Origin of the sequence: Thalassotalea sediminis, assembly GCF_030295915.1 — a bacterium.
In the GTDB taxonomy this organism is placed as follows: Bacteria; Pseudomonadota; Gammaproteobacteria; order Enterobacterales; family Alteromonadaceae; genus Thalassotalea_C; species Thalassotalea_C sediminis.
Window position 1 is genome coordinate 965,510 of record NZ_AP027361.1, and the last position, 25,613, is coordinate 991,122.

General features: G+C 38.4%; 21 protein-coding genes. 13 read left to right on the forward strand and 8 right to left on the reverse strand.

Annotation, left to right across the window (positions count from 1 at the left end; all coding sequences use genetic code 11):
• Positions 1–27: 27 nt before the first annotated feature.
• From QUE09_RS04365 to QUE09_RS04395, 7 genes are all read left to right on the forward strand, one after another.
• Entirely contained in the window at positions 28–477 is a 450-nt protein-coding gene (locus QUE09_RS04365; RefSeq protein WP_286234990.1) for a DUF1249 domain-containing protein, read from the forward strand.
• 15 nt (positions 478–492) lie between these two features.
• Entirely contained in the window at positions 493–1,236 is a 744-nt protein-coding gene (locus QUE09_RS04370; protein WP_286234991.1) for a metallophosphoesterase family protein, read from the forward strand.
• 1 nt (position 1,237) lies between these two features.
• Positions 1,238–1,813 (forward strand): YqiA/YcfP family alpha/beta fold hydrolase, encoded by a 576-nt coding sequence (locus QUE09_RS04375; RefSeq protein WP_286234992.1) that lies wholly within the window; start codon positions 1,238–1,240, stop codon positions 1,811–1,813.
• A gap of 37 nt (positions 1,814–1,850) precedes the next feature.
• Positions 1,851–3,740 carry a DNA topoisomerase IV subunit B gene (parE, locus tag QUE09_RS04380; protein ID WP_286234993.1) on the forward strand — a complete coding sequence of 630 codons (1,890 nt, stop codon included), beginning with the start codon at positions 1,851–1,853 and terminating at the stop codon, positions 3,738–3,740.
• Positions 3,741–3,817: 77 nt separating this feature from the next.
• Entirely contained in the window at positions 3,818–7,135 is a 3,318-nt protein-coding gene (locus QUE09_RS04385; RefSeq protein ID WP_286234994.1) for an MHYT domain-containing protein, read from the forward strand.
• An 11-nt stretch (positions 7,136–7,146) separates the two neighbouring features.
• On the forward strand, positions 7,147–8,133 hold the full coding sequence (locus QUE09_RS04390) for a response regulator (RefSeq protein WP_286234995.1): 987 nt from the start codon (positions 7,147–7,149) through the stop codon (positions 8,131–8,133).
• Positions 8,126–8,851, forward strand: a complete 726-nt coding sequence (locus tag QUE09_RS04395) for a copper homeostasis protein CutC (protein WP_286234996.1) — start codon at positions 8,126–8,128, stop codon at positions 8,849–8,851. The genes QUE09_RS04390 and QUE09_RS04395 overlap by 8 nt, the downstream gene beginning before the upstream one ends.
• A 9-nt stretch (positions 8,852–8,860) precedes the next feature.
• On the opposite strand, the gene QUE09_RS04400 is transcribed toward QUE09_RS04395, so the two are convergent.
• Positions 8,861–9,274 (reverse strand): cupin domain-containing protein, encoded by a 414-nt coding sequence (locus QUE09_RS04400; protein WP_286234997.1) that lies wholly within the window; start codon positions 9,272–9,274, stop codon positions 8,861–8,863.
• A 163-nt stretch (positions 9,275–9,437) separates the two neighbouring features.
• Between QUE09_RS04400 and QUE09_RS04405 the strand changes: the two genes are divergently transcribed.
• From QUE09_RS04405 to QUE09_RS04425, 5 genes are all read left to right on the forward strand, one after another.
• The gene (locus QUE09_RS04405) at positions 9,438–9,842 is read left to right on the forward strand and encodes a VOC family protein (RefSeq protein WP_286234998.1); all 405 of its coding nucleotides are present in this window, start codon (positions 9,438–9,440) and stop codon (positions 9,840–9,842) included.
• Between the two features lie 96 nt (positions 9,843–9,938).
• A complete protein-coding gene (locus tag QUE09_RS04410; RefSeq protein WP_286234999.1) occupies positions 9,939–11,870 on the forward strand; it encodes a GGDEF domain-containing protein in 1,932 nt (643 codons plus the stop codon).
• Positions 11,863–13,068: a GGDEF domain-containing protein gene (locus QUE09_RS04415; protein ID WP_286235000.1), complete on the forward strand. Its 1,206-nt coding sequence runs from the start codon at positions 11,863–11,865 to the stop codon at positions 13,066–13,068. The genes QUE09_RS04410 and QUE09_RS04415 overlap by 8 nt, the downstream gene beginning before the upstream one ends.
• A gap of 266 nt (positions 13,069–13,334) precedes the next feature.
• A complete protein-coding gene (gene parC, locus QUE09_RS04420) occupies positions 13,335–15,641 on the forward strand; it encodes a DNA topoisomerase IV subunit A (RefSeq protein WP_286235001.1) in 2,307 nt (768 codons plus the stop codon).
• Positions 15,642–15,836: 195 nt separating this feature from the next.
• A complete protein-coding gene (locus QUE09_RS04425) occupies positions 15,837–16,610 on the forward strand; it encodes an EAL domain-containing protein (protein WP_286235002.1) in 774 nt (257 codons plus the stop codon).
• On the opposite strand, the gene QUE09_RS17605 is transcribed toward QUE09_RS04425, so the two are convergent.
• The 3 genes from QUE09_RS17605 to tal form a co-directional block, all read right to left on the reverse strand.
• Positions 16,597–17,133, reverse strand: a complete 537-nt coding sequence (locus QUE09_RS17605) for a DUF6942 family protein (protein WP_434017515.1) — start codon at positions 17,131–17,133, stop codon at positions 16,597–16,599. The two genes, QUE09_RS04425 and QUE09_RS17605, sit on opposite strands and share 14 nt — an antisense overlap.
• Positions 17,134–17,204: 71 nt before the next feature.
• The gene (locus tag QUE09_RS04430) at positions 17,205–17,378 is read right to left on the reverse strand and encodes a DUF3545 family protein (RefSeq protein ID WP_286235003.1); all 174 of its coding nucleotides are present in this window, start codon (positions 17,376–17,378) and stop codon (positions 17,205–17,207) included.
• Positions 17,379–17,533: 155 nt separating this feature from the next.
• Positions 17,534–18,487 carry a transaldolase gene (gene tal / locus QUE09_RS04435; protein ID WP_286235004.1) on the reverse strand — a complete coding sequence of 318 codons (954 nt, stop codon included), beginning with the start codon at positions 18,485–18,487 and terminating at the stop codon, positions 17,534–17,536.
• 213 nt (positions 18,488–18,700) lie between these two features.
• On the opposite strand from tal, the gene yaaA reads away from it, so the two are divergent.
• Positions 18,701–19,477: a peroxide stress protein YaaA gene (gene yaaA, locus QUE09_RS04440; protein ID WP_286235005.1), complete on the forward strand. Its 777-nt coding sequence runs from the start codon at positions 18,701–18,703 to the stop codon at positions 19,475–19,477.
• 52 nt (positions 19,478–19,529) lie between these two features.
• Here the strand turns inward: yaaA and QUE09_RS04445 are convergent, their stop codons facing one another.
• The 4 genes from QUE09_RS04445 to fldB all read right to left on the reverse strand — a co-directional run bounded on the left by QUE09_RS04445 (position 19,530) and on the right by fldB (position 25,573).
• Entirely contained in the window at positions 19,530–22,400 is a 2,871-nt protein-coding gene (locus tag QUE09_RS04445; RefSeq protein WP_286235006.1) for a TonB-dependent receptor, read from the reverse strand.
• A gap of 94 nt (positions 22,401–22,494) precedes the next feature.
• Positions 22,495–23,517: a FecR family protein gene (locus tag QUE09_RS04450; RefSeq protein ID WP_286235007.1), complete on the reverse strand. Its 1,023-nt coding sequence runs from the start codon at positions 23,515–23,517 to the stop codon at positions 22,495–22,497.
• 188 nt (positions 23,518–23,705) lie between these two features.
• On the reverse strand, positions 23,706–24,941 hold the full coding sequence (gene srmB / locus QUE09_RS04455) for an ATP-dependent RNA helicase SrmB (protein WP_286235008.1): 1,236 nt from the start codon (positions 24,939–24,941) through the stop codon (positions 23,706–23,708).
• 107 nt (positions 24,942–25,048) lie between these two features.
• Positions 25,049–25,573, reverse strand: a complete 525-nt coding sequence (fldB, locus tag QUE09_RS04460; protein ID WP_286235883.1) for a flavodoxin FldB — start codon at positions 25,571–25,573, stop codon at positions 25,049–25,051.
• Positions 25,574–25,613 lie beyond the last annotated feature (40 nt).

A 25,613-nucleotide genomic window follows, 5' to 3' on the forward strand; every position in this document is an offset into this window, starting at 1 on the left:
ACTACCATAGAATATAAGATTTAACGTATGACAACGATAAAATCACCATACCGCCCTAGACTGTCAAATCTTATGACTGTTTGTGAGGTAAATTATATGTTGTTGCTTAGGCTGATGGCCGATAATGAACAGCAGGGTGAGTCACGTCAATTTTTCATTTCAGATTTTCTTTCTTATCAAATAACGATTGATGAAGTTACGCGCTATACATCGTTAATTACCATGAAACAAGACGCGGTAGTAAATGGTAATGTGTTATCTAACTTTTTTAGGCCTAAAATGGTTGTACGTTTATATCATGATGCCCGAATGGCAGAGGTTGTTGCTAACCAAGATATTAGACGTGTAAAACCACGTTATGATTATCCAAACAAAAATATGCATTTACCTGATGAAAAACAGCAAATAAATCAGTTTCTCACTGAATGGCTACAATTAAGTTTACAGTTAGGGCAAACGAATGTCGCATTGTCTTAGTATGAGGAGTGACTGTTGTCTGTAACTTTTGCTCAGATTTCTGATTGTCACTTGTTTGCTGAGCCAAGTAAATGTCACCATGATGCAAACGTTTATCAACACCTGTGTAGAGTATTGCACGACATTAATCAACGTGATGAAATAAGTTTTATTGTTTTTACTGGCGATCTTACTCAGGATCACTCTGAAGAGTCTTACCAATTATTTATTGGGGCATTCAGCGCTATTATTAAGGGTAAACCTTTATATTATATAGCAGGCAATCATGATGAACCTTTATTATTAACTCGTTATTTTCAAGGTGAACAGATTTATCAAGATAAAACGATTGAATTGAACGCTTGGCAGGTTCACCTAATTGATACAAAAAGTGAAACACCCGCCGGAAAATGGCATGAAAGAGAAGAAAACAGACTTGCTAATGTCATCAATTCTGATAAAGCCCAATGCCTGTTAATGCATCATCATGTCAAAGATGTCGGTTATTTTATTGATAAGCACCATGTAGTGAATCAACACGACTTTGTTCAGTTTACTGATAATTATAAAAATATTTGTATTGTTGCTTGTGGTCATGTGCATAATGCGTTGACAATGACGTTAGGAGATATACCGTTTTATACTTGTCCCGCCACTTCTATTCAGTTCGATAAAACAGTAGCAACGGTCGCAAACAGTAAGCTGCCTCCAGGTTATCGACTATTTACACTTAATCCAGATAAAACGTTTATGACGGAAGCGATCTTTCTAGCGGAATAATATGACTAATCAAATTTTATATATCCACGGATTTAATTCATCGCCAAAATCGGAAAAAGTTACGATCACACAACAATACATTGATCAAAATAACGTTGATGTCGTCATGCACTGTCCACAAGTAGAAAGCTCACCTCAAGCAGCATTAGTGCAGTTTGAAAAGATACTAGCAAGTGAGCCTGTGGCAAAGTGGCATTTAATGGGCTCGTCACTGGGAGGTTTTTTTGCGACGTATTTAGCCGAAAAGTATGGATACCCAGCGGTTTTAATTAACCCCGCTGTTAAGCCATTTGAACTACTCAGTGATTATATTGGTGAACAACAAAACCCCTATACAGGAGAAGTTTATCAAGTAACAACACAGCACATGCATGATTTGCAAAGTATATACCGTAAAAAAATATCAAAAAATCGTTACATGGTGATGGTACAAACAGGCGATGAAGTGTTAGATTATCGTCAAGCAGTAAAAAAATATCACGGCAACCAACTAATCGTGCAAGAAAATGGCGATCATAGTTTTGTTGATTATCATAAAATGTTGCCGCAAGTGATGGCATTTTTATCGCTGTCGTAGCATCAATTCACAGTCATAATAATTATTAGAAACCGTTATGAGCGAACAATACAATTCGGAATCAATAGAAGTACTTAGCGGCTTGGACCCTGTCCGTCATCGTCCAGGCATGTATACCGAAACCTCAAGGCCAAATCATTTAGGTCAAGAAGTTATAGATAACTCTGTTGATGAGGCGTTAGCAGGGCATGCACAAAATATTTCAGTGATCCTTGATAAGGATCAGTCATTAGAGGTTATAGATGACGGCCGAGGTATGCCAACAGATATACACCCAGAAGAAGGCGTCAGTGGTGTTGAATTGATCTTTTGCAAGCTGCACGCTGGCGGCAAGTTTTCCAATAAAAACTATCAGTTTTCAGGGGGCTTGCATGGTGTTGGTATTTCAGTTGTAAACGCATTATCTTCGCGCGTTGATGTTGCTGTTCGCCGAGACGGTAAAGTCTTTGAAATGGCATTTGAAAACGGTGAAAAAGTCGAAGAGTTGCGTGAAACAGGCACTGTTGGTAGAAGAAACACCGGGACACGGGTCAAGTTTTGGCCGGATGCAAAATATTTTGATTCAGCCAAGTTTTCGGTTCGACGCTTGGTTCACTTGTTAAAAGCTAAAGCTGTTTTATGTCCTGGGTTAACGATAAAGTTCCATGATAAAAATGAAAATCAAAAGTATCAGTGGTGTTATGAAGACGGGCTTTGTGACTACTTAAAAGAGTCAGTAAAAGGTTTTGAAAGCTTACCTGAAGACCCTTTTGTTGGGACGTTTTCTTCACAAAATGAAGCTGCAGATTGGGCTGTTACTTGGTTGCCAGAAGGCGGAGATGGTATTGGTGAAAGTTATGTTAACTTAATTCCAACTGTACAAGGTGGTACACATGTAAATGGCTTAAGACAAGGGTTACTAGAGTCGATGCGTGAGTTTTGTGAGTTCCGTAACTTAGTGCCTCGAGGAGTTAAATTAACCCCTGATGATATTTGGGATAAGTGCTCTTATATTCTATCCGTTAAAATGGAAGATCCACAATTTGCTGGACAAACAAAAGAAAGGCTTTCTTCGCGACAATGTGCGGCATTTGTTACCGGGGTTGTAAAAGACGCTTTTAGCCTATGGTTAAATGAACACACCGAGATTGCAGAAGCTTTAGCTGAGTTTTGTATTTCGAATGCACAACGCCGACTTAAAGCTGCGAAAAAAATTGTACGCAAGAAAGTTACTCAAGGGCCTGCTCTACCAGGTAAGTTAACTGATTGTGGAAGCCAAGACACTGCTCGAAGTGAATTATTTTTAGTTGAGGGTGATTCAGCAGGCGGTAGTGCTAAACAAGCACGTGATCGTGAAAATCAAGCAATAATGCCATTGCGAGGTAAAATATTAAATACATGGGAAGTTGATTCAGGCCAAATACTTGCTTCACAAGAGGTACATGATATTTCTGTCGCTTTAGGTATTGATCCTGATAGTGACGATTTAACAGGCTTACGCTACGGAAAAATTTGTATTCTAGCGGATGCTGATTCAGATGGCTTGCATATTGCGACTTTATTGTGTGCTTTATTTATGCAACATTTTTTACCACTTGTCCAAGCGGGCCATGTTTATGTTGCTATGCCGCCTCTTTATCGCGTTGATGTCGGTAAAGAAGTCTTTTATGCCTTAGATGAAGATGAGAAAAATGGGATTTTAGATCGTATAGAAGCTGAGAAGAAGCGCGGTAAAGTTAATGTACAGCGTTTTAAAGGGCTAGGTGAAATGAACCCGCTACAGTTACGTGAAACCACTATGGATCCCAATACCCGTCGATTGGTGCAATTAACTGTCGATGAATTTGATGCAACAATGGAAATTATGGATATGTTGCTATCGAAAAAACGTAGTGGTGACCGTAAAGAATGGCTTCAAGAGCATGGTGATCGTGTCGAGGTGATTTAGTTTTGCCCAGGTACCATTCAGGATCGTATGGTACCTATTGATGTTTTATAGACAGGGAGTAGTGGAGTATTTGATATATGTTCGACTGGATTATTACGCAATTTACCATCCCTGCTGATAGTATTTTAATTTATGGTAGCTATAATCCTTGGTTAGTTGCTCTCTCTGTTTTTATCGCTATATTTGCCTCTTTTATGGGGTTACAAGTTGCCTCTCAAGCAAATAACAAAATATCTAATTTACGCCGCCATAGTATGCTAGGAATAGGTAGTATTGCTCTTGGTGGCGGTATTTGGAGTATGCACTTTATTGGCATGCTTGCCTTCGATTTATGTACAACCGTTGAGTATGATGGCTTTATTACTTTTATGTCGATGTTGCCTGGCATTTTTGCATCGTGGGTCGCCTTAAGTTACATCAATAGTCATCGTAAAGACTTTCTATCGTTATTCGTTGGCGGCGTTCTTGTAGGTGCTGGTATTGGTACCATGCATTATACCGGCATGGCAGCAATGGATATGGCACCTCTACTCAGGTATGAGCTTTGGATTTTCGGATTATCTATTGTCGTTGCGGTAACGTTGGCGATGTTATCGCTTTGGATTCGCTTTGGTTTGGTTGTTTTACGTAGTAAAGGCCTTAATTGGTGGTATCCAGAACTATGGGCGAGTATCGTAATGGGGTGTGCGATAACTGGCATGCATTATACCGGTATGGCAGCAGCACGTTTTGTTCGACCTCCTGGTCTAGAGCTTAGTCAGCAAAGTTCGGAAATTTCTATTTATTTAGCCTTAGGTATTTCAATTACGACTATTGTTATCATCTGTTTAGTTTTAGGACTGAACATGGTCTATCGATATAAAGATATTTCTCGCAGAGCTGAAGAAAGTGAACGTCGTATGCGAGCAATGATGGACACAGCGGTTGACGGAATTGTTAGTATTGACAGCGAAGGGACAGTCCTTAGTATCAATCAAGCAACTGAAAACTTGCTCGGTTGGTCTGCAAAAGAAATCATCGGACAGAATGTTAATGTATTAGTTCCTGCACCATACCATGATGGACATGATGGTTATATTCAGCGTTATCTTGAAACGGGTGAAGCTAATATTATTGGTAAAGGACGTGAGGTAGATGCGCGTCATAAAGACGGTAGCAAGGTGGCAATTAGGTTAGCAATTGGACACGTAAAACTTAGTACAAATGATTTTTTTGTTGCTTTTATTTCCGATATACGTCCTCGATTGAAAATGGAACAAGCATTAAGAGACAACGAAGAAAAATATCGCTCTCTAATAACCAATATTCCAGGTATCGCCTATCGATGTAAAGAAACACCTGAATGGCCTATGATTTTTATTAGTGATGCCGTAGAAAGTATCACAGGCTATCCAGCTTCAGATTTTACGTTACCTGAACCAAAACGTAGCTTCACTGAACTATATCATCCAGATGATTTAACACGTATTACACAAAGTGCTTTTTTCGACGGACCATTTAATCTCGAGTATCGCATTATTAGGCGTGATGGCGCAGTACGTTGGGTTATGGAGCAAGGTATACATGTAAAAATGCCAAACCATGATGAAACATGGCTTGACGGTTTTATTATGGATATAACTGAACGTAAGGAAATGGAACAGGCACTAGTGCAAGCGAAGGAAAGTGCAGAGCAGGCAGCCTCAGCCAGAGCAAGTTTTATGGCAAATATGAGCCATGAAATCCGAACGCCAATGAATGCGATTATCGGCTTTAGTGATATTTTACTAGAAAGTAATTTAGCGCAAGAGCAGCAACGTCATTTAAGTACGATTAATAATTCTGCCAAATCGTTGTTACATTTATTAAACGATATTTTAGATAGTGCTAAATTAGATAAAGGTAAAGTAGAATTAGAACTCCGAGACTTTTCACTTATTCAAGAGGTTGATGAAATTGTTTCAACTTTATGGTTACAGGCTAGAAATAAGGGGCTCAAACTAACAGTAGATGTTTCGCCTAAACTGGCAAAAAATTACAAAGGCTCTCCTGAACGTATTAGGCAGGTTCTGACTAATTTAATGAGTAATGCGATCAAGTTTACCCAAGAAGGTTTTGTAACGCTTTCTGTAAAACCCATTGCAGATGACAATATCGAATTTATTATAGCTGATAGTGGCATTGGCATGGATGCGTCTCAATTGGCGAGTGTATTTGAACCTTTTACACAAGCCGATTCGTCAATGAGCAGACGGTTTGGTGGTACGGGGCTAGGCACGACTATCAGTAAGCAACTTGTTGAACTAATGGGCGGTGAAATTAGTGCAGAAAGCACATTAAATAAAGGCAGTACTTTCCGTTTTAATTTACCACTAATATCGAGTAGCAATACCGTTGCAGAAAGCAAGACAGAGCGTATAAAGTTGCCACCAATGAAAATTCTTGTCGTTGATGATATTCAGCAAAATATCGAATTGCTTTCCGTATTGTTAGAACGAGAGGGGCATATAGTCGTGTCAGCAAGAGATGGTCAACAGGCATTGATTAGGATGGCGACTGAAGACAATCTTGATCTCGTTATAATGGACGTACAAATGCCGGTAATGGACGGCTTAACAGCGGCTCAAGAACGAAGGAAGGTCGAACAACAGCAAGGATTGTCACACCTGCCAATTATCGCTTTTACTGCCAGTGTGCTTAATGACGATCGTATTGCAGCAAAAAAATCTGGTATGGATGGCTTCGCCAATAAGCCCGTAGATATAAATGCCTTATTTAATGAAATAGCGACGGTGTTAGGCATAACAATTGCCGATGTAAATGTAAGTAGCCAAGAAACATCACTAGGTAAGCTAATTGATGAGAAAAAAGGCGCTGCCCTTTGGGGGAGTGTTGATGCGTATTATCAAGAGCTTAGCCAATTTACCAAACAATTTTCGCAAGACTTTTCGGGTCTCACAACACTTTGTGAACAACAAAACTGGCAAGAATTAAAGGCTCAAGCGCACAAACTTAAAGGCGTTTGCGGAAACCTTTCGCTAGTTTGTTTAATGCGTAATTTAGAAAAACTGGAAGCTGTTATTACAAGTCATCCATTACAAAGCCAAGCCGTAGTCGATGTAATTCAAAAACTATTTGAAGCAGTTCAATGCGAAGTAGATAAATATATCCCCAATATATCTAAAGTCGATGTAGACACAGGTAATTTAGAAACATTTGTTCAGGCGTTGCAGCATTTACGTGATGCAGCTGCACAAAATGAAATTGATGAGTCTGCTCTACTGTTGATATCAGATAGCGCTTTTAAGGGGTATCAATTGGATGTAGATGCGATTAATCAAGCAATAAATGATTTTGAATTTGAGCAAGCGGTCGTTTTTGTTAATAAATTATTGGCAAAAATTGAAACAAGTTAAGGTATCGATAAATGCACGATGAAAGAGCACTTATTTTAGTCGTAGATGACGAACCCGCTAATTTGCGGGTTATAAAACAAATTTTACATCAGGATTATCGTCTCGTTTTTGCAAAAAATGGTGACGAAGCGCTGCGCTTGGCAACCGAAAAACAACCCAATTTAATTTTACTTGATATCATGATGCCCGACATGACAGGTTTTGAAGTTTGTCAGCAGTTAAAAACACTAGAAATAGCCAAAAGAATTCCTGTTATTTTTGTGACGGCATTGAATCATGAAACCGACGAAGCTCAAGGGTTTGAAATTGGCGCGGTAGATTATATCACTAAGCCAGTTTCGCCGGCAGTTGTTAGAGCGCGCGTCGCCACGCATTTATCGTTGGTAGATGCTGAGGAATTGAAAGCTACTCGATTACAAATAATTCAACGGTTAGGGCGTGCATCAGAGTTTAAAGATAATGAAACGGGGATGCATGTTGTACGTATGAGTCACTACGCCAAAATTATCGCATTAGCTTATGGGTTTAGTAAAGCTAGAGCCGATATGTTGCTGCATACGGCGCCAATGCATGACGTTGGTAAAATAGGTATACCGGATCACATCATGTTAAAGCCAGGAAAGTTAACGGAAGAAGAGTTTAAAGTGATGAAAACACATCCTGAAATTGGTGTTGAGATTCTCGGTGAAGATGACTCTGAACTGATTAGTTTGGCAAAAGTCGTTGCCCTAACACATCATGAAAAGTGGGATGGTACTGGATACCCTAAAGGGCTAAAAGGCGAGAAAATACCAATTGAAGGACGAATTGTTGCGCTAGCAGATGTTTTTGATGCATTAACGAGTAAAAGACCATACAAAGAAGCATGGAGTATCGAAGATACAATGCGCTTTATGAAAGAGCAAAGTGGTAAGCATTTTGAACCTAAATTAGTAGAATTACTTGAGCAAGAACTGGATAAAATACTATCCATAAAAAATGCCTACCAAGATGAATAAAATTGAAGTCTGCCTAGATGCAGATAATTTGACGCTATTGGCTGATAACGCATACTTGTGTGACAAAACGAGTGTTGACCGAATCGAATTATGTTCAACCATGAGTCAAGATGGTTTAACGCCAACATGTGAGGCAATCAAAACGGCTAGACGCTTTTTTCAGCATGGCGAGCTAATGGTTATGATACGGCCAAGGGCTGGTGGTTTTAACTACAGTGATGATGAATTGTTACTGATGAAAAAGCAAATACATTTGTCGAGTAAATATGGCGCTGATGGCGTTGTATTTGGCGTGATAAATGCAAAAGGTAAGCTCGATATTGATAGTTGTGACGCGTTGTGTACGCTAGCCGAATCATTAACGTTGAAAACAACTTTTCATCGAGCATTTGATGCACTTACTGAACCCGAATTAACGTTAACGCAATTAAAAACGTTTAGTATTAATCATGTGTTAACTTGCGGTATACCTTGGTCTTCAAGAGGCAGTGCAATGGATGGAATCGATAATTTAAATCGGTATATCAGCGCGGCAAAAGACAGTATTGAAGTGGTTATTGGTGGCGGTATTACGCCGCAAAATATCGTTCAATTAAATGAGGCAATATCTCCTACTACATCGAGTATTAGCTTTCATAGTTTCTCCGGTATACTAGATAAACAGCGAGTGAATAGAGATAAGGTATTAGCGTTGAAGCAAAACGCACCATACTTATAAGTGATACAATCAATTGAACTCTTGCGTGACAAAGACTCTATCTTTTCCATGGAATTCAGGTGTTTGAATTGATAAGACTTTTAATGGTTTTAAAGAAGTAACGTTAACACTATGCACTTTGCCTGGCAGTATACGAATAAAGTCTCCTGCTTTAACGTTTGTGGTCACTTGTTCAAGTGTAAATTGTGCTGAACCTGCCAAAATATAAACTAGCTCGGTATGATGAGCATGGTAATGAGGCTTTACTTCTTTTTTTATAAAAATTGCATAGGAAGACGTATGCTCATTCGTCCCTAAAGGTTTTACATAAAGGTTGTCAAAACGTGCGGGCGCTTTTATGTCTTGCAGATTAGTAGTATTGGCTGCACTGATGTTAAATGTATGTAGTGCTACTATTAAGGCAAATAAAAACCTAATACTCATATATAACCCCTTATGTTAATTAGTCATTTTTTGTCAAAGAAAAGCCTTTAATTCGCAACTTTTATGCATTATCTTTGAACTCTTTGGTTTATAGTTAATCATGACTAATGATATGCATACGTGCAAATATAGTGTTGATTAACTCACTTTTATGACGTGCAACATGATTGAAAATAGGTTACTTAGAAGTATATGCCATGCATCAATTGGTACTAACGACATAGCGAAAGCAAAACTATTTTATCAGCCATTGCTTGCTGTATTAGGTATTGAATTAGTGAGTGAATATCAACATGCATTAGCTTTTGGTAAAGGCTATCCTGAGTTTTGGGTACAGTTGCCCTTTAACAAAAAAGTGGCAACATCAGGTAATGGTGTGCACTTTGGTTTTGTTGCCAATTCAACAGAGCAAGTGGATAAGTTTTATCAGTTAGCGCTATCATTGGGTGGAAAATGTAATGGAAAACCAGGGGGGCGAATTGAGTATGGCGAACCTTACTATGGTTGTTTCGTTGTTGACCCTGATGGAAATAAAATAGAAGCAAGTTATTGGCACATTGATAATTAATAATTCTGTTTTTTTTATTTGTTTTTAAGTATGTTAGTACTTATACCTATACTTTAAACGTACCTGTAGTTAATACTCTGTATAAAGGAAATAAAGTTGCCTGATAAGTATGCAATAAAAAATGTCAGAACTCTTAGCTTACTTTCCTTTTTCTGCCTTTACTTGTTAATTAATTGTAAAGTTATTGCTCAGGAGTTGTTAACCTCTGCGGGTTTTGACCAATTTGTCACTAACGTTGAAGCATTAAAAGACAGCAACCCCGCAAAAGCCTATGAGGCTTTATCGAAACAAATTTCCCAAATAGAACATTTATCTATAGAGCAGCAACTGGTTTTTTATAAGCTTCAATCTGAACTGTATGTTGAACAGGCACGTTATATAAAAGGCAAAGAAACCGCTGACAAAGCTTTGAAGCTCGCTAGAAACTTGAAAAATCCAAGTATTGTGACTAGCGAACTATTGTACTCCCGTGGTTTTGCTTATGAGAGCTTAGGTGATTATGAAAATGCGCGCCAAGACTACTTAAATGGTTTTGAGATCGCTAACTCACTTAAAGATCAAAAAATTGTCGCGATTGGATTGATCAATTTAGGCGCGCTTGATTATTTAATGGAGAAGTTTGATCGAGCCTTAATCATGTTTAATGATGCATTAGCTATAGCGAATAAAATACAAGATAATGAATTGCTTGGTTATATCAATACTGAGCTTGGGGTTTTGTATAGTTTACTTAACCAGTTAGATAAATCTTTAGCGTTTTATCTAAAAGCAAAGCAGCATTATACCGAAGCAGGCAAAGAGCAGTACACATACAACACAATTCGAAACATCGCCATGCATTACTCTTATACTGAACAGTATGAGAAAGCGATAAGTGCTTACCAAGAAATTTTGGCAGATATAGACAAACTCAGCAATAATGAGTTGATCTCTTCAGTATATGTTGGCCTGGCTTGGGCTTATGCGAAAAAAGAGGATAAAAATCCTGAAGCGTCATATCAATATATGCAAATGGCGACAAAATATTTAGAACACGCTGAGCAAGCCGATATCCCTATTAACCATGCCTTGAATAAAGCTTACTTGTTTTTTGAGTTAGAACGATATCAGGAAGCATTAACTGCGTTAAACAAAGCAAGTACTTATATAGCAAAATACAAAGATAGTGATCAAAAAGTAGTGGCGAATAACGCTACGTTGGACTTGTTATATTTAAAAGGTGAGTTGCACTATAAGTTGAAAGACTTTAAAGCGGCAAGTGAAGCTCAAAATGCACTGATAGATTTTCTTTTTCAACTCATTGAAGATAGTAACGTTGATGAAGTTGAAGATTTACGCATGCGTTATGAAAGCCAGCAGGCTGACTTAGATAAACAGTTACTCGAGCAGAAAAAAAGCGTTCAAGAGCTGATGTTAAAAGAAACGCAAAGAACTGTTGAAAATAGGCAGTGGTTTATTGTCCTGTTTGCTATTGTAGCCTTAATTTTAGCTTGGATTTTAATTAAAATTATTACGGGGCAACGCAAGTTACTGCTAGCGACGAGAACAGACTCTCTTACTGGCGTTTCAAACCGTCGACACATTTTAGCAGAGGCAGAAAAGGCCTTTAATTTAGCTAAACAGCATAATATGCCGTTGAGTTTATTCATGGTAGATATTGATGACTTTAAACGGATTAATGATAGGCTTGGGCATAAAAGCGGTGATAAAGTTTTACAAAAAATTGCGCAAATGGGTAAAGACTTAATGCGAGAAACTGATACGTTTGGCCGTTTTGGCGGAGAAGAGTTTATTGCTGTTTTACCGCATGTAACCCAAGAACAGGTCAATGTTATTGCAGAGCGTTTGCGTAAACAAGTAGCTGAAACTACCTGGGATATTAAGGATCTTGACAGTGTAACGTTAAGTATTGGCGTAGTGACGTATCAATCTGATAATTATGTAAATAATATGGCGCTAATGAAAAAAGCTGATGAGTTGCTTTATAAAGCAAAGAATCAAGGAAAGGACAGGGTATTCAGTGATTAAACGTTTCAAGTTTGCTTATATATTTATTCCACTGTTTCTTATTTCTTTGCCGTCATTCGCAGAGCAAGCTGAAGCGACTGCGTCTGAATTGTTAGAACAAAAACAAAAGCTTCCGGTTGATGATCGTATCAAAGATCTAGTAGCAAAGAGTCGTAATGAGCATCGCGATGTCGAAGAAATTTTTCTTAGGTTACAACAACAAAGTGATACATTTAACCTCGCAGAAAAATATCTCATGCTTATAGTCGATGCATATCTTGCAAAGCAAAAAGGAGATTATACGTTAGGTGTTGAAAAGCTAACGCAAGCGCTTAGTTATGAAAAATCGATGAATGAAGCACAAATTAATACTCCAGAGTTTTCTAAAATTCATTTATTGCTTGCAGAGCTTTACGAAGCACAACAAGAGTTTAAACGTGCTTATGATGAGAAGAAAATTTATTTAGATAAAAGTAATAAATACAGAACTGTTTTACGAGAAGAGCGCCTAGCAAATTTAAATAAAAAGTATGAAACGGATCTTAAGCTTAAGGAAAATGAGGTACTCGCAAGTCAGCAAAAGCTGAAAGCCCTGCAGTTAGCCGACGCTGCAAAACAGCGAGAATCACAACAACGAAACTTAGCCATTTTAATGGTAACAGCACTTATCTTTCTAGTGTTATTGATCAGGCAATTAAAAATTAGAAGCAAATTACGACATCTTGCTAAAACTGATAGTTTAACTGGGCTTTATAATAGACGAATATTATTTAAACGTGGAGAAGCTTTATTACAAGAAGCACTCACTAAAAAGACACCGCTTAGTGTGATGATGATCGATATTGATCACTTTAAAAGTATTAATGATACCTACGGGCATGATATTGGCGATAAAGCAATTGTTGAAGTTGCCAAGCTTGGTAAAGAAACATTGCGAGCCAAAGATATTTTTGCGCGCATTGGCGGCGAAGAGTTTGCCATTGTATTGCCAAATACCGAATTAAAAGAAGCAAAGGCAATTGCGGAAAGATTACGTGAAAAAGTACAAAAGTTTTCGCTAGAGGTTCAGGCAACGGCACCGGTAAATGTGAAAACAACGATTAGCATTGGTGTAACAGCTGTAAATGAACAGGCAACAGATTTTGATGCTCTACTGCATTTAGCTGATGAAGCCATGTATCGTGCTAAGTCACTTGGCAGAAATCAAGTGTGTCACTGACATGCTTTTTGAAGCACAATATAGTCTTTAGATGTTAATTGTCCTCTAAATGTAGTTCTCCATCTCAACAGCTAAGCGACGGCTTTATTGCGTAATGTAAAATATATGCAACAAACAGTTTTTTCCGATGCAATAATTCGCTAAGCTAACAGTCATATTTCTATAAAGTGGAAGTATTCAATTACTTTCATGCTAGAACATAACAAGATACATAAGTAATAGTTGCTAATTATTGCAATGATAGCTAGCAAACCGTGGGAAAAAGAATGTCTGATGCGCTTGATTTTAGTTTAGACGGAATAGAACAACGTCCGTTAAGACAGTTTACCGAAGAAGCTTATTTAAACTACTCCATGTATGTGATCATGGATCGTGCTTTACCGCATATTGGCGATGGGTTGAAGCCAGTACAGCGACGTATTGTCTATGCAATGTCTGAACTTGGCTTGTCAGCTGTTGCTAAGTACAAGAAGTCTGCGCGTACAGTAGGTGATGTATTAGGTAAGTTTCATCCTCATGGAGATTCAGCCTGCTATGAAGCCATGGTGTTAATGGCTCAACCTTTTTCGTATCGCTACCCATTAGTTGATGGGCAAGGTAACTGGGGGGCTCCAGACGATCCTAAGTCTTTTGCCGCAATGAGGTATACAGAAGCGAGATTGTCTCGCTTTAGTGAAGTATTACTCTCGGAATTGGGTCAGGGTACCGTTGATTGGGTACCTAATTTTGATGGCACAATGAAAGAGCCAAAAACCTTACCTGCTAGGCTACCACATATCTTGCTCAATGGTATAACCGGTATAGCCGTAGGTATGGCAACGGATATTCCACCGCATAATGTTAAAGAAATCGCCAATGCGTGTGTTCAATTATTAGAAGCACCAAAGACCGAGCTTAATGAGTTGCTAACGCATGTTCAAGGGCCTGATTTTCCAACAGATGCAGAAATTATTACACCAAAAGCGGATATTGAAAAAATTTATCAAACCGGGCGCGGTAGTATAAAAATGCGCGCTGTTTATGAAGTAGAACATGGGGAAATAGTGATTACCGCTCTGCCTCATCAAGCGTCTGGCGGTAAGGTATTAGAGCAAATAGCAGGGCAAATGACTGCGAAAAAGCTGCCAATGGTGGTTGATTTACGTGATGAATCAGATCATGAAAATCCTATTCGCTTAGTTGTTGTTCCTCGCTCAAACCGAGTTGATGTTGAACAACTAATGCAGCACCTTTTTGCCACAACAGATCTTGAAAAAAATTACCGCGTAAACCTCAATATGATTGGCTTAGATTGTAAGCCAGCGGTTAAAAACTTACGCGATATTTTATCTGAGTGGTTAGTCTTCAGACGCGAAACGGTGACTAGGCGCCTACAGCATAGATTAGATAAAGTGCTCGCCCGTTTACATATTCTTGAAGGCTTGTTGGTTGCTTACCTAAATATTGATGAAGTTATCGAAATTATTCGTAATTTTGATGATCCTAAAGCAGAGCTGATATCGCGCTTTGCGTTATCTGAGCGACAAGCTGAAGCAATATTAGAAATCAAATTACGCCAACTTGCAAAACTTGAAGAAGTTAAAATTAGAGCTGAGCAAGAAGAGCTCAACAAAGAACGTGAATATTTAGAAAAAACACTAAACTCTAAAGCACGTATGAACACGTTAATGAAAAAAGAAATCCTTGCTGCTGCTGAAAAGTATGGCGATGATCGTCGTTCTAAAATTGTTGAACGTTCAGAAGCAAAAGCCTTATCTGAAAAAGATCTTGTACCAAGTGAGCCTGTTACCGTTGTGGTATCAGAAAAAGGCTGGGCTCGGTGTGCTAAAGGACACGATATTGATCCTGAATCAATGAGTTATAAAGCTGGTGATAAGTATTTATCATCTGCCCGAGGTCGTAGTAATCGACCTGTTGTATTTATAGATTCTACAGGGCGAGCATATACAACAGACGCGCACTCATTGCCCACTGCGCGTAGTCAAGGGGAGCCTCTCACCGGCCGATTTAATTTGCCAACAGGGGAAAACTTTGAGCAAACAGTGATGGCAGATGACGAAGATAACTACTTACTTAGTAGCGATGCGGGTTATGGTTTTGTTGGCAAATTCGCCGATATGGTCAGTCGAAATAAGAATGGTAAAGCATTGTTAAGTTTACCTGCAAATGCCAAGGTTCTTGAACCTAAGCCAATAAATTTACTTGACTCATCTTTTGTTTTATCTATTACCTCAGAAGGGCGCATGTTAGTCTTTCCCGTGAAAGATTTACCGGTATTAAGCAAAGGTAAAGGTAATAAGATCATTAACGTATCTTCAGCTAGAGCTAAAGCTAGAGAGGAGTTTGTCACACTTATTGAGGTGATTGGTGAATCTGATGCTGTCACGTTGCATGCAGGCAAACGAAAGCTAACCCTTAAAGCGACAGACATAGCCCATTATCGTGGTGAAAGGGGAAGACGAGGTAACAAGTTGCCTCGCGGTTTACAGCGAGTAGATCGAGTTGAAATTGAATCATATCAACCTGCCACAGCAACTGACGTCGTTGATGAGTCAAATACCGATAACGATTAGTGTGATTACCAAAGCAGGCTACAATTTTAGCCTGCTTTTTGTATAACACCCCCGCCAATATTATTCTTGAACAAGTAAGTTAACTGCATGTTATTTCGCTTTAAGCTTTAAGCCTTTAAAAAGACACAACATTTATTAGCATTGTCATAAAACGGTCATTTATTCCGCCTACTATGCTCGGGTAAGGAGATTCCTGTGTATAGAGAAATTGAAAAAATAATCAGTGAAAAAGCGGTATCCACTGTTTTTCAACCCATATTTGATATTCAAAATAAATCCATTCTTGGTTATGAAGCACTAACACGTGGGCCTACGAATAGTACTTTACATGCACCAGATAAGTTATTTCAATGTGCGACTGATTTGGGGTTATTGTCTGAGCTCGAAATTTTATGTCGTGACACTGCTATTAAACAATTTGTAAACTTAGGGTTAGAAGGTAAGCTGTTTCTAAATATAAGTCCTTTAGTGTTATTAGATAATGCTCATCCGCAAGGAGAGACAATTAAGTTTGTTGAGCAAGCGGGATTAAATTGTCATCAGCTGGTTATTGAGCTAAGTGAAAAACATCCTTACCCCAACGCAGAGATGTTGAAAAAAGCGTTAGAAAAGTACCGTCAATTTGGTTTTGATGTCGCAATCGACGACTTGGGAGCTGGTTATTCGGGGTTAAAAATGTGGAGCCAGTTAAGACCAGAAATCGTGAAAGTAGATCGTTATTTTGTTGAGAATTGTCATCGAGATAGTTTTAAACGAAAATTCTTAACGGCTATCTTTGAATTGGCGAGATCTGCCAGTGCAAAGGTGATTGTAGAAGGCATCGAAAACGTTGAAGAATTTGCATTATTAAGACAGCTTGGTATGCGATATGCGCAAGGGTATTACCTTGCAAAGCCTCAGCATAACCCTAGCCACATATATCCACCGTGGATAGAGGTTGATAACCTCTATCAGTTTAATGCGATATAAATGAAGGGAACGATTGCGTAATTAACTGACAGAGATAGGTGATTTTTTGATTGGTGAGTTGGCGATAATCAAAGTACGGGCAAATAATTAACTGTTTTTGCTGATGAATGGCAAAGTCTTCTGAGAGCCAAAAGCATTGTTTTGCGATATTCAGCCTCGTAGCATATCCTTTCCCCATTACGATATTCAACCCGCTATGATGGGATAGTTTATTTTGAAACTCGTTACTATTGACTGCAAGCCACAAACAAAATGAAGATCCTTGCTGCAACAGTTGTTCATCTCTGTAGTGTTGCCAACTGCTGTAACGGCACGTTTCTTTGGTTGCTAATTCATAGACGACTTTAGCATATACATTAAAGACTTTACGCCAGCCATTACCTGCTTGTTGTCCTATAGCATGTATTTCGTTTTTTCTTATCCATCTGCAATTTTCTTGATCTGTAAGGTTGGGAATATTTGGTGCTGTTTCTACATAAACGTTAATTGCTGCTTGATGATTGCCTAGCCCTAAAATGGTCAGCTCCTAAGTGCTTATTAGAGGTTAAAATAAAAAACCCAGTCTAAGACTGGGTTTTGCGTGATGGCATTTCTTTAAAATTCGTCCAACATATACTCGAGTGAATCCTCATACTCTCGGAGTTCTTTTTCAAGTTGGAATTTTTCTTTTATTTGTTCAATTTCACGCCATTTTCGTTTTTTATTGCTAGATGCTGACGCCTTAGGTTGTTTACTTAGTGAGTCCAATATTTTTTCTACGTTATTCATGGAATGCTCCTTTTTTCTACAACAGCATGTTTTTAATAACATACTCTGCCGCAGAATTGAAACACTTTTTCTTTAGCTTTTTATAAGCAATTGAATAGTAGAAATTTTTATTAACACTTTATGATTGCTTTCAACTATCTAAACGAATGAAAATACTAAAATAATTCACTTAACTGTGACTCAAGCTTAACCTGATCTACTGCGAAATTACGTATTCCTTCAGCGAGTTTCTCTGTAGCCATTGCATCTTGATTAAGTGCCCATCTAAATTGCGCTTCAGTTAACACTTCTTCTTCTGCAAGTGATGCATGATCATCAGATAACTTCTGAACGATAGGTGTATTATTAGACGCTAATTCATCTAACAACTGAGGGCTTATTGTAAGTCTGTCACATCCTGCTAGTTCTAAAATTTCACCGCTGTTTCTAAAGCTTGCACCCATAACAACCGTATTGTAGCCTTTCGCTTTGTAATAATTATAAATTTTAGTGACAGATACAACACCTGGATCTTCATGTGAAGGATAGTCAGTTTTACCGGTGTCTTTTTTATACCAATCTAAGATGCGACCAACAAAAGGTGAAATAAGGTAAACACCAGCTTCAGCACATGCTTGAGCTTGAGCAAAGCTAAATAACAATGTTAGGTTACAATTTATACCATCTTTTTCGAGTTGCTCTGCTGCTTTAATTCCTTCCCAAGTTGATGCAAGCTTAATCAGTATTCTGTCATTACTAATGCCAGCTTCGTTGTACATTGCTATTAATTTATGCGCTTTTTTAATTGATGCTTCTGTATCGAAAGATAGACGAGCATCGACCTCTGTAGATATACGACCAGGGATAATTTTTAAAATTTCCATACCAATAAGCACTGAAAGTTTATCACCAGCATCGATAATTTGCTGTGCTTTATTTGATGATTGTGTTTTCGCCCAACTCACTGCCTGTGTTAATAAATGTTGATAAGAGGGTAGTGAAGCAGCTTTAAGTAGTAGCGATGGGTTTGTGGTTGCGTCTTGCGGTTGAAACTTTGCAATAGCTTCAATATCACCGGTATCTGCTACTACTGTTGTCATTTGTTTCAATTGTTCTAATTGCGTCGCCATACTTGTTGCCTTAATGTTTTCCTAAAAATACTATAAGTTAACCATGGTGCTGATTAACCTTACGTGAAAATGAATACTGATTATATTTGAGTTTCAGCTCTAATATGCACTAACAAAGCGGCTTATTGCAAGTGACTTCTTAGAGCAAATTATTTTAATTATGCAGTGCTATGATATAGTAACAAAAATTTTCTTTTGTCTTTTAGGTATTATATGTTATTCGTTGTTTCTCCCGCAAAAAACCTAGACTTTGAGTCGCCTTTAGCGACAGAAATTTATTCGCAGCCAGAATTGTTAGCAGATAGTCAAATATTGATTGATCGTTGTAGGAAAATGTCACCTGCTGACATTGCAAGCTTGATGGGAATAAGTGATAAATTGGCAGGCTTAAATGCAGCGCGTTTTGGTGAATGGCACCAACCATTTACACCGAAAAACGCGAGACAAGCTGTTTTAGCGTTCAACGGTGATGTGTATACAGGGCTTGACGCAGCAAGTTTCACCGATAAAGATTTCGAATTTGCTCAAGATCATATGCGCATTTTATCTGGCCTTTACGGCATTCTAAAACCGTTAGATTTAATGCAGGCGTACAGATTGGAAATGGGTATTAAACTTGAAAATGATCGCGGTAAAAATCTCTATCACTTTTGGGGCAATATTATTACAGATAAGCTTAATGAAGCTATAGAACAACAAAATAATGACGTTCTGATCAACTTAGCTTCGAACGAATACTTTAAATCAGTAAAGAAAAAGCAGCTTAACGGCACTGTGATAACGCCAGCCTTTAAAGATTGGAAAAATGGTCAGTATAAAATGATAAGCTTCTTTGCGAAAAAAGCGCGTGGCATGATGGCGCGTTATATCATAGAAAACCGTATAGATGATATTGAATCATTAAAAGGTTTCAATGCGGGCGGTTACCAATTTAATGAGGAGCTATCAAAAGGAAACGATTGGGTGTTTACGCGCGATGAGCACGGATAATGAGTAAGCGAGCAGGGCATAGCAGCGAAGCGTTCCTGTTCGTTGTTATGTATTAGAAGTTATATTGTAATTTTGCGTAGTAATATTTGCCATTGAAGCCAAATGGCGCAGACCGACGTGAATATTTGAACACCCCAGAACTCTCTACAATCACATTATTTTCCTCGTCGACAATGGTGCCTGCATGAGAGTTTCCAATTGTATTTTGGTCTGGCATTTCGTCAAACACGTTATTAACACCAATCACGATTGACAGTGCGGGGGTTATTTTTCGCTCGATGTTGATATCTGTCAGCCACTCAGCACCAAATTTTTGGCGACTACCATCTGTAATGGTATAAGAGCCATAGCGGTTTATTGCTAAGTTTACTTTCAAATTATCTCTTTGAAAGTTAGCCATGACACTTATACGATCTTCAGGTTGCCATTCTTCAATTATGGATATGTCTTGTTGTGAAAACACCTCATTGACTGATAACTTGTGTAATTCACTATTTTTAGGTGAATAAAGTTTACTGACCTCGGTATTAGTAACATTTGCAGCAATGATCAGATCTAACTCCCCAACGGTAAGCGACGTATTATAACTAGCAATAAAATCAATGCCTTTAGTTTTTGTATCAGCCGCATTTAAGAATACTTGCGCTTTATCCACGTGAGCATTTGCAAGAGTTTGTGCTAACGTTGGTGAAAAAGTTGAGGAAAGTTGATTACTAATTACAATTCTATCGTCGATATTTATCGCGTAATAATCGATAGTAACAGTTAAATTATCCTTGTCGAATACACCTCCTAAAGAGAGGTTTGTCGACTTCTCTTCTATTAATGGCGGAATACCTATCGATTTTGCAAGTACGCTATCGTTTCTAAAGGTACCTATTTGCTCAGCAACGAGATGTTGCTCATTTTCCACGACAAATTGTGTACTTGTGTTGTTAAAGTACAATTGTTGCATTGAAGGTGCTCTAAAGCCGGTACTAATTGAACCTCGAAAAGAAAGTAGTTGGTTAAGTTGCCACTTTGCCGCGACTTTGATGTTTGATGTATCTTGAACGCCATCATAATCATCAAACCTCAATGCGCCTGTAAGATCAAATGAAGGAGTGATTTGAGTTCCTACTTCTGCATATAGTGATAATACATCCCGTTGTTCGTTTACTGTATCTTCAGGTGCTATTCCTGGAAATCCCTGAATCCCTGGTAACGCTTTAACGAGTCTAACGTATTCAGCATCATTTTTATGATAATCATAATAACTATATTTTTCTCCCGCAGTGACCTGATAATGGTCTTTTCTTAACTCTAATCCTACAGCAAAGTCAAAATGATCAAATTGTCGCGTTAGGTCGATATTTATGGTTTGTAGTGCTAGTGCTAATCCATAAGCATCAGCATTGCGTGGCACTGTTCTTCTGATCACGCTTGCGGGCTTTAAATCTTTTATGGAGGCAACAAATGAAGCGTTAATTGCATTTCTTGTTTCGTAATCAATGGTATTTTTACCATAGGAATAAGAGATGTCATAAAGTAGCTTGTTAAAAGCGGTGCCGTTATAGCCTAATGTAAAAGATTTATCAGTAATGTCAGAGTGGATGATGGGTAGATAACCGTTTTTAATTGTTGCCTCACCGTCACTTAAAAGAGGGTTAGCTGGTTGGTTGTTGGCTTGTCGAAAAAATGCTGAAGCATTGTTATGCCGTTTAGAAAATATTGCAAAGCTATAAAGTTTACCTTGACCAAGCGGTACAGCACTATTTAATGCAACAGCAAACTGTTGTGATTTAGGGTCACCGATATTAAATGTTTTTCTATTTGCGCTTATTTCGCGAGGATCATTGGTTTGGTAAAGACCATCTTTAGTCATTTTACAAGTAGAATATTGGCAAGTACCATGCAGGCCGGAGCGATCAGTGCTGTTATGATGCATTGTTGTTAAGGTGGTGTTGAGAAACCCTTCGTTGCCGATATCGTGATGATAATTTACGCTCGCTTTAGCTGTTTCCCCATCACTGCGACTATACTGGCCAAGTGAAGTTGTAATGTTATTTTTTTGGTTGCCTGATTTTAAAACAATGTTAATTACACCTGCAATTGCGTCAGAGCCATATTGTGCAGCAGCACCGTCTCGCAAAATTTCTACTCTGTCGATTGCATTCACAGGAATCGCATTGATATCTGCCCCTGTAGCGCCTCTACCAACTGAGGTATTAATATGAATGAGGCTGGCGTTATGGCGACGTTTACCGTTAATTAGGATGAGCGTTTGATCGGGGCCTAACCCTCGTAACGTCGCAGGTTTTAATACATCTGTCCCATCACTAATTGAAGAACTAGAGAAATTAAAAGAGGGCGCGAGTTTCTGAATCATACGGCCTAATTCTGTTTCCCCAGTTTCTATAAGTGTTCTATTTGTTAAGATATCTACAGGGATCGATAAATCGTTGATGGTCCTTGAAAAAGTGCGGCTGCCAATGACCGAAATTTTTTCAATGGACAGAGGTTGTTGCTCTTCTGTTGTTTGGACACGTTTGCTTTTCGTTATATTAGCTTGATGAATATCATCGTTTAATCGTGTGATTACACTGATTTCTCCTTTTTCTGTAACCTTTGCACCTAATCCTGTCTCTCGTAACATGATCCTTAACGCTTGTTGTTGGGTGTAATAGCCTTGTACAGCATTTGTTGTGCGAGATTTCGTAAGCTCGTATGAATACAGTAATGTTTGTTGTGTTTGTTGTCCAAACTGGCTCAGTGCTTGATCAGCACTTTGCGCTGGAATATTAAATAAATATAGCTCTGCTGATTGTGCATTACATAAAAGCGGAAATATAAACCAAGCGGATATTACTAGCGAATGCAGCCTAATTAACAGTTGTGAACGAACTGTTTTTTTCTCTTTACGTGTTATTTGAGAAAACAGCATAAAAGGTTCGCTTTGTTATCCAGTTTATAAAAGGTTAATTTGATGGGTATAGTACGATGATTTGATGCGAATGAAAATCACGAAGTTTTTTAGATTAGTGTCGTGATAATTGCACGGAGTTGGTTGCATTGTATTTATAACTGACATTGAAGCTATGTGCTAGTGATGATAACAATGCGTCAATATCACCCGTATTATAGGTGCCAGAAATTTCAATGTTGGCAATATCGCTTGAAAGTATTTCAAATTGAATATCGGTATAACGGCTAACTTCTTGAAGTACGTTAAATAACGATTCACCATCAAAAATTAGCATACCTTGTTGCCATGATAATGTTTTAGCGAGTTCATTAGCCGTTAGTGTGGTTACTCGCTGATTAACTGCATTTTCAACGTGTGCTTTTTCTGAAGCCGTAATAATGTCTCGGGAGTTGATTTTTTGTTGTTCATTTAACATGCGTTGTTTAAGTTGCTCATTTGCGATAAATGCGTCACTTATTAACACTGAACCTTCGGTAACAATTAACTCCATATCGGCTTCATTGCTTTTTTCAACATTAAAAATAGTACCTAAAGCAGTAAATGCTTTTTTACCTGCAATGACAGTGAATGGCTTGTCCGCATTTTTAACAACATCGAATTGACCTTCACCATAAACAAGGTCTACTTTTCTCGCTTTGTTTGAGTAATTAACGTTTAATTTACTATTAGAGTTCAGTAATACTGTACTACCGTCAGGTAAGGTGAACTGGCGAGATTCTCCTACATTCGTCGTATAAACGTGAACAGCTGGCGAGCTATTGAGTTGTTGGATCCATTGATAAGACGCATAAGCTGCTGAAATAGCAATCGTTAATAATAGCAGTACAGGAATAATAACCGTTGATGACCACAATGTAGGCTTATTTTCTAACGGAAAAACACCATTTAGTTCTTCAAGTTGAGCGATATTATCGAAAAAGCTAGCAAACTTATAAATTGCTTTATGGTGCGCTGGATCTTGATTAATCCATGCAATGAGCTGAGGTTTTTCTTCATCGGTTAAGCCTCGATTCAAACGGCTAATCCAAGCGCTAGCTTGCAAGCGAATAGGATCGTGTACTGAATGAGTTGGCATCGCGCTGATTCTTCCTTAAAGTAGCTCGTTGTCTGCTTATAAATAACCTACTTATCATTTAAATAAGGTTACTCATACGTTATGTAACTAAATATAGTATACAATTTTATATGTTGGTATTTTCACCTAATTTTATTTACTTGGCAACCAAAATTGAGCAAATGTTCAATTTGCATGAATGTGTTTGGCTACTTCTTAGCACGTTTACCTTGTTTTTTGGCTTTAGCTTTCTTCTGTGCAGCCGACTTTTTCACTTTAGGCTTTTTCATGGCAACACGCGCCTCTTTGTGTTTAGGTCTTAACGACTCAATAATACGCCTCGCTAATCGTTCACCCATATAACGCTCTATTTTGGCAACATTTGCCATATCATGGGCTTCGGTAAGTGATATAGCCGTACCTTTATTACCGGCACGACCTGTTCTTCCTATTCTATGCAAATAAATGTCGGCTTTGCGTGGCATGTCAAAGTTAATAACATGCGATATGTCGTCAATGTCTAGCCCTCGTGCTGCTACATCTGTTGCGATTAATACGTTTACTTTACCATCACGAACGCGTTCAACAGCACTGTTTCTTTTATCTTGTGGCATTTTTCCTTCAAGCCAAGCACAAGGAATTTCAGAGGAGTAAAGCTTTCCTGATAAATATTGTACGGTTTCTCTTTTGTTAGCAAAGACAACTGCTCTAGTTACGTCCTCTTGTTTGAGCGTGTTAATGAGTAACGCTAACTTATGGTCTTTATCGTCTGCAAGGTGAATCCATTGATGAATTTTGCCTTTTTCTTTTCGTGACGGTGATGCTTCAAGGTACACTGGTTCATTGAGGATATCTTTTGAAAATTTAACAACACCTGAACCTTCTAGCGTAGCGGAAAATAGCATTGTTTGTTTACGCCAACGTGCTTCCCCGACGATACGGTTTATTGTTTCTGAAAACCCCATATCTAACATACGATCAGCTTCATCGAGGATTAGAATTTCTATTTCTCGTGCGTCGAATTGTTCTGTTTCAATGTACTCTAATAATCTGCCAGGAGTTGCAACGAGCATATCCGTTGTTGACGTTAAAATTTCTTTATGGCTACCATAATTAACGCCACCAGTAATTACACCCGTTTTTATATTGGTTTGCGTGGTTAACTTTTCACTTTGTTCACTAATTTGTAAGGCAAGCTCTCGTGTTGGCGTTAAAATAAGTACACGAGGAAAACCAGGTTTAGTTCTGGGGTAATCGAGTAAGTGTTGAGCGGCAGGCAATAAAAACGCGGCGGTTTTTCCTGTGCCTGTAGGTGCCGATGCTAACACATCTTTACCTGCCATTGCTTCTGGAATAACGAGAGATTGAATAGAAGTAGGCTTCTTATAACCAGCCTCTTTTATGCCGGCTAGGAGGGCTGAATCAAGTTCAAATTGCTCAAACATACTTACTGCTTTGGATTAATGATTAAAAACTGGCGCTAATTATAGTGTTTTTCAGCCAAATTAGCTAAAGCTATTTGGCGATAATATGAAGCTGCTTGCGTGTGAAGCTAATGTTGTAGGATGTCGTTAATTTCATTATTTAATTGCTTGCACCATTGCGTAATTCTATCGTCAGATAAGTCATATTGATTGTCTTCATCTAACGCTAGGCCAACAAAGTGCTTTTGGTCGCTAGTAAGGGCTTTAGAGGCGGCAAATTCATAGCCTTCGTTTGGCCATTGACCAATTATAAACCCACCTTGTGCTACAACTTGTTCATGTAGTAAACCTAGCGCATCTTGAAACCAGTCAGTATAACCAATCTGATCACCCATGCCATACAAAGCAACAATTTTTCCTTCTAAATCGAGCGTACTAATGTCGTCCCATTGACTCTCCCAGTCTTCTTGAATTTCACCGTAATCCCAAGTTGAAATGCCAAAAATTAATACATCAAATGCTAAACATTCCTGTAAAGAAACATCTTTCAAGTTAAACAGCGTTATGGTGCCTTGTGGGAATTGTGCTTGAATTTTTTCTGCTGCAATCTCGGTATAACAAGTGGTTGAACCGTAAAAAAGACCTATTTTCATTACAATATAGCATGCCGTAATTAAGTAAAAACAATGAATC